This is a genomic window from Bacillus mycoides, from assembly GCF_018742245.1.
Classification (GTDB): Bacteria; Bacillota; Bacilli; order Bacillales; family Bacillaceae_G; genus Bacillus_A; species Bacillus_A cereus_U.
Window position 1 is genome coordinate 297,501 of record NZ_CP036132.1, and the last position, 5,000, is coordinate 302,500.

A 5,000-nucleotide genomic window follows, 5' to 3' on the forward strand; every position below is an offset into this window, starting at 1 on the left:
AGCTCATATTTTTTTAATTTTAGTTTGGTTAAGTTAGAAAGGGCGCACGGTGGATGCCTTGACACTAGGAGTCGATGAAGGACGGGACTAACGCCGATATGCTTCGGGGAGCTGTAAGTAAGCTTTGATCCGAAGATTTCCGAATGGGGAAACCCACTATACGTAATGGTATGGTATCCTTACCTGAATACATAGGGTATGGAAGACAGACCCAGGGAACTGAAACATCTAAGTACCTGGAGGAAGAGAAAGCAAATGCGATTTCCTGAGTAGCGGCGAGCGAAACGGAATCTAGCCCAAACCAAGAGGCTTGCCTCTTGGGGTTGTAGGACATTCTATACGGAGTTACAAAGGAACGAGGTAGACGAAGCGACCTGGAAAGGTCCGTCACAGAGGGTAACAACCCCGTAGTCGAAACTTCGTTCTCTCTTGAATGTATCCTGAGTACGGCGGAACACGTGAAATTCCGTCGGAATCTGGGAGGACCATCTCCCAAGGCTAAATACTCCCTAGTGATCGATAGTGAACCAGTACCGTGAGGGAAAGGTGAAAAGCACCCCGGAAGGGGAGTGAAAGAGATCCTGAAACCGTGTGCCTACAAATAGTCAGAGCCCGTTAATGGGTGATGGCGTGCCTTTTGTAGAATGAACCGGCGAGTTACGATCCCGTGCGAGGTTAAGCTGAAGAGGCGGAGCCGCAGCGAAAGCGAGTCTGAATAGGGCGTTTAGTACGTGGTCGTAGACCCGAAACCAGGTGATCTACCCATGTCCAGGGTGAAGTTCAGGTAACACTGAATGGAGGCCCGAACCCACGCACGTTGAAAAGTGCGGGGATGAGGTGTGGGTAGCGGAGAAATTCCAATCGAACCTGGAGATAGCTGGTTCTCCCCGAAATAGCTTTAGGGCTAGCCTTAAGTGTAAGAGTCTTGGAGGTAGAGCACTGATTGAACTAGGGGTCCTCATCGGATTACCGAATTCAGTCAAACTCCGAATGCCAATGACTTATCCTTAGGAGTCAGACTGCGAGTGATAAGATCCGTAGTCAAGAGGGAAACAGCCCAGATCGCCAGCTAAGGTCCCAAAGTGTGTATTAAGTGGAAAAGGATGTGGAGTTGCTTAGACAACTAGGATGTTGGCTCAGAAGCAGCCACCATTTAAAGAGTGCGTAATAGCTCACTAGTCGAGTGACTCTGCGCCGAAAATGTACCGGGGCTAAATACACCACCGAAGCTGCGAATTGATACCAATGGTATCAGTGGTAGGGGAGCGTTCTAAGTGCAGTGAAGTCAGACCGGAAGGACTGGTGGAGCGCTTAGAAGTGAGAATGCCGGTATGAGTAGCGAAAGACGGGTGAGAATCCCGTCCACCGAATGCCTAAGGTTTCCTGAGGAAGGCTCGTCCGCTCAGGGTTAGTCAGGACCTAAGCCGAGGCCGACAGGCGTAGGCGATGGACAACAGGTTGATATTCCTGTACCACCTCTTTATCGTTTGAGCAATGGAGGGACGCAGAAGGATAGAAGAAGCGTGCGATTGGTTGTGCACGTCCAAGCAGTTAGGCTGATAAGTAGGCAAATCCGCTTATCGTGAAGGCTGAGCTGTGATGGGGAAGCTCCTTATGGAGCGAAGTCTTTGATTCCCCGCTGCCAAGAAAAGCTTCTAGCGAGATAAAAGGTGCCTGTACCGCAAACCGACACAGGTAGGCGAGGAGAGAATCCTAAGGTGTGCGAGAGAACTCTGGTTAAGGAACTCGGCAAAATGACCCCGTAACTTCGGGAGAAGGGGTGCTTTCTTAACGGAAAGCCGCAGTGAATAGGCCCAAGCGACTGTTTAGCAAAAACACAGGTCTCTGCGAAGCCGTAAGGCGAAGTATAGGGGCTGACACCTGCCCGGTGCTGGAAGGTTAAGGAGAGGGGTTAGCGTAAGCGAAGCTCTGAACTGAAGCCCCAGTAAACGGCGGCCGTAACTATAACGGTCCTAAGGTAGCGAAATTCCTTGTCGGGTAAGTTCCGACCCGCACGAAAGGTGTAACGATTTGGGCACTGTCTCAACCAGAGACTCGGTGAAATTATAGTACCTGTGAAGATGCAGGTTACCCGCGACAGGACGGAAAGACCCCGTGGAGCTTTACTGTAGCCTGATATTGAATTTTGGTACAGTTTGTACAGGATAGGCGGGAGCCATTGAAACCGGAGCGCTAGCTTCGGTGGAGGCGCTGGTGGGATACCGCCCTGACTGTATTGAAATTCTAACCTACGGGTCTTATCGACCCGGGAGACAGTGTCAGGTGGGCAGTTTGACTGGGGCGGTCGCCTCCTAAAGTGTAACGGAGGCGCCCAAAGGTTCCCTCAGAATGGTTGGAAATCATTCGTAGAGTGCAAAGGCATAAGGGAGCTTGACTGCGAGACCTACAAGTCGAGCAGGGACGAAAGTCGGGCTTAGTGATCCGGTGGTTCCGCATGGAAGGGCCATCGCTCAACGGATAAAAGCTACCCCGGGGATAACAGGCTTATCTCCCCCAAGAGTCCACATCGACGGGGAGGTTTGGCACCTCGATGTCGGCTCATCGCATCCTGGGGCTGTAGTCGGTCCCAAGGGTTGGGCTGTTCGCCCATTAAAGCGGTACGCGAGCTGGGTTCAGAACGTCGTGAGACAGTTCGGTCCCTATCCGTCGTGGGCGCAGGAAATTTGAGAGGAGCTGTCCTTAGTACGAGAGGACCGGGATGGACGCACCGCTGGTGTACCAGTTGTTCTGCCAAGGGCATAGCTGGGTAGCTATGTGCGGAAGGGATAAGTGCTGAAAGCATCTAAGCATGAAGCCCCCCTCAAGATGAGATTTCCCATAGCGTAAGCTAGTAAGATCCCTGAAAGATGATCAGGTTGATAGGTTCGAGGTGGAAGCATGGTGACATGTGGAGCTGACGAATACTAATAGATCGAGGACTTAACCATATAATATGAAGCAAATGTTATCTAGTTTTGAAGGAATATACCTTCATCAGTTTGGTGATGATGGCAGAGAGGTCACACCCGTTCCCATACCGAACACGGAAGTTAAGCTCTCTAGCGCCGATGGTAGTTGGGACCTTGTCCCTGTGAGAGTAGGACGTCGCCAAGCAACTTTAAGACGAGTCAGAATGACTCGTCTTTTTTGTGTTTAATGAAATAAGCTTGTTATCTATGGTTCAAGAAACCTATTGATAACAAGCTTATTTGTTTAAAGGTAAGCGTATTTATATAAAATTGTTATTCATTATAGGCTTTACTTTGTTTCTTACATCGATAAGCTCAAAACGTTCATGAGCAAGTAACATATCCACGGATCAATGAAGATAATAAACTGAATAAATATGGCTTTTAAACAAGTTCACTCCATTTATGAGGATCTTTTTTTTAGACATCTTTAATGACGGGATGTTTAATCTCTGAATTGTTTCGTATGATAATGGCTTTAATTCGTGAATAGCAAAGAATCTACCGCATGTTAAATTGAAGTGAACCCGAATAGTGGTACATGAAAAATTTTGAAGAAAAAAGTTCATTGTAACAGGCTAATTGCTTCATTTATCCCGCTATTTGCGGGCAGTAAAACTCCCACCTCAAAATTTAGCTGGAGCAAAGAAGTTAGGTGGGAGCCCTGTTGCCCGTAAACCCCCACTGATTATTAGCCTTCACTTTATTTGTTTTAAGTAGTTATATGGTGAAAGTGGTGGAGTTAAAAAGATAATAGGGCGTGTTCTTTTTTCTGAATCTGGCTTTTGAAGAGCGGCGATAATTTCAAAATATAGTTCTTGAAAGTCTTATGTATTACTTTCGCATATAACATTTTGGATAAAGATGTGTGGATTAATGTTTAGACTCTATAATCTTTTTTGCAGTTTGTTACACGAAATTCCTAAGGGAATCTCTGGGGCGGGAAGATCAGTTGTGAGTAGTAATATTGGAACTGCTCTTGTACATAGTGTTCAGCTTCTTTATAAGTTCTACTTGTTTCCTCTAGTAGTTGGATAAGAATCTTTTTTTGTAGCCTTATAAATAAGGTAATTAAAGTATAATTGGCCACCGGTTGCTATTTGAACAGCATATTTGTCTTTATTATCACGTTGATATAAATAAGTTGGAAGAAGAATGGGTTCATCGGGAATAAAATCAGTTTGTTTTCTTATATACTCTATTTGTTCTTCTAATGGAAAAGCTTACGGTTGTCCGTATATAGATATAGGATACAACTCTTTAAATTTTATAATTTTGTAGCTTTTATATAGAAGATAAGTGTAAGTGAAAAATTATAGTATGATTACTTAAATGCAAGGAAGTAGTGGTGTATAACAAGAGGTTGGAACGTTTGTTCTTGAAGGGTGTAATGGGCATACTCAATCAATTGAGGTGCTTATTTTCTATTGGACATATGTGTTTAAAGAAGAGTTATCATACTAGGTTTGGATTTCTAGTATAGCTTGTAACTTTACATACTTTAGTGAAGTGGTTCTTCAGTAAAGTATATTTGATTATTAATATTGGATTTATTGACACTCCCACTGCTAAAGGGGCAACCTGATTAACATTAGTGTGATTCTTGCTACCAAAGGCGAAGTCCATTTTTGGTATCGCTGACGTGCAAGATTGTAGTGTGCGATCACCACTCTCACGATAGACCGTATAGATTAGCTGCATGTTCATATGTTTTAGCGTCTTGTTCTTGTCTATAGTTGATGTGTATAAAAACAATAAGTGTTTTTATATGAAAGTATCGTGAAATCTGTAAACGAACCAATTATTCTATCTCCAACTGGTTTTATGAAATAATCTACTGATTGGTCTTTACTCATCATAATTTTTAATATTAATTGGATCTAGTCTATTAGTTGGTTCATTCTATTATGAATGGTTCAGGAGAGTGAAGAAGAGTGTGTGCACTGTTAGAAAGAGATATTGTAATTAAGATAAGAAGAGTAAATGAAGTTGCTAGAAAAGAATTTCTTGTGGAACCCAGTAATGTACGGG

General features: G+C 44.4%; 2 rRNA genes. Both read left to right on the forward strand.

The features are described from left to right. The first annotated feature begins 26 nt into the window (after positions 1-26). Positions 27-2,948, forward strand: a 23S ribosomal RNA gene (locus EXW56_RS01635). Between the two features lie 50 nt (positions 2,949-2,998). Then, positions 2,999-3,114 (forward strand): 5S ribosomal RNA (gene rrf / locus EXW56_RS01640). Positions 3,115-5,000: the final 1,886 nt, after the last annotated feature.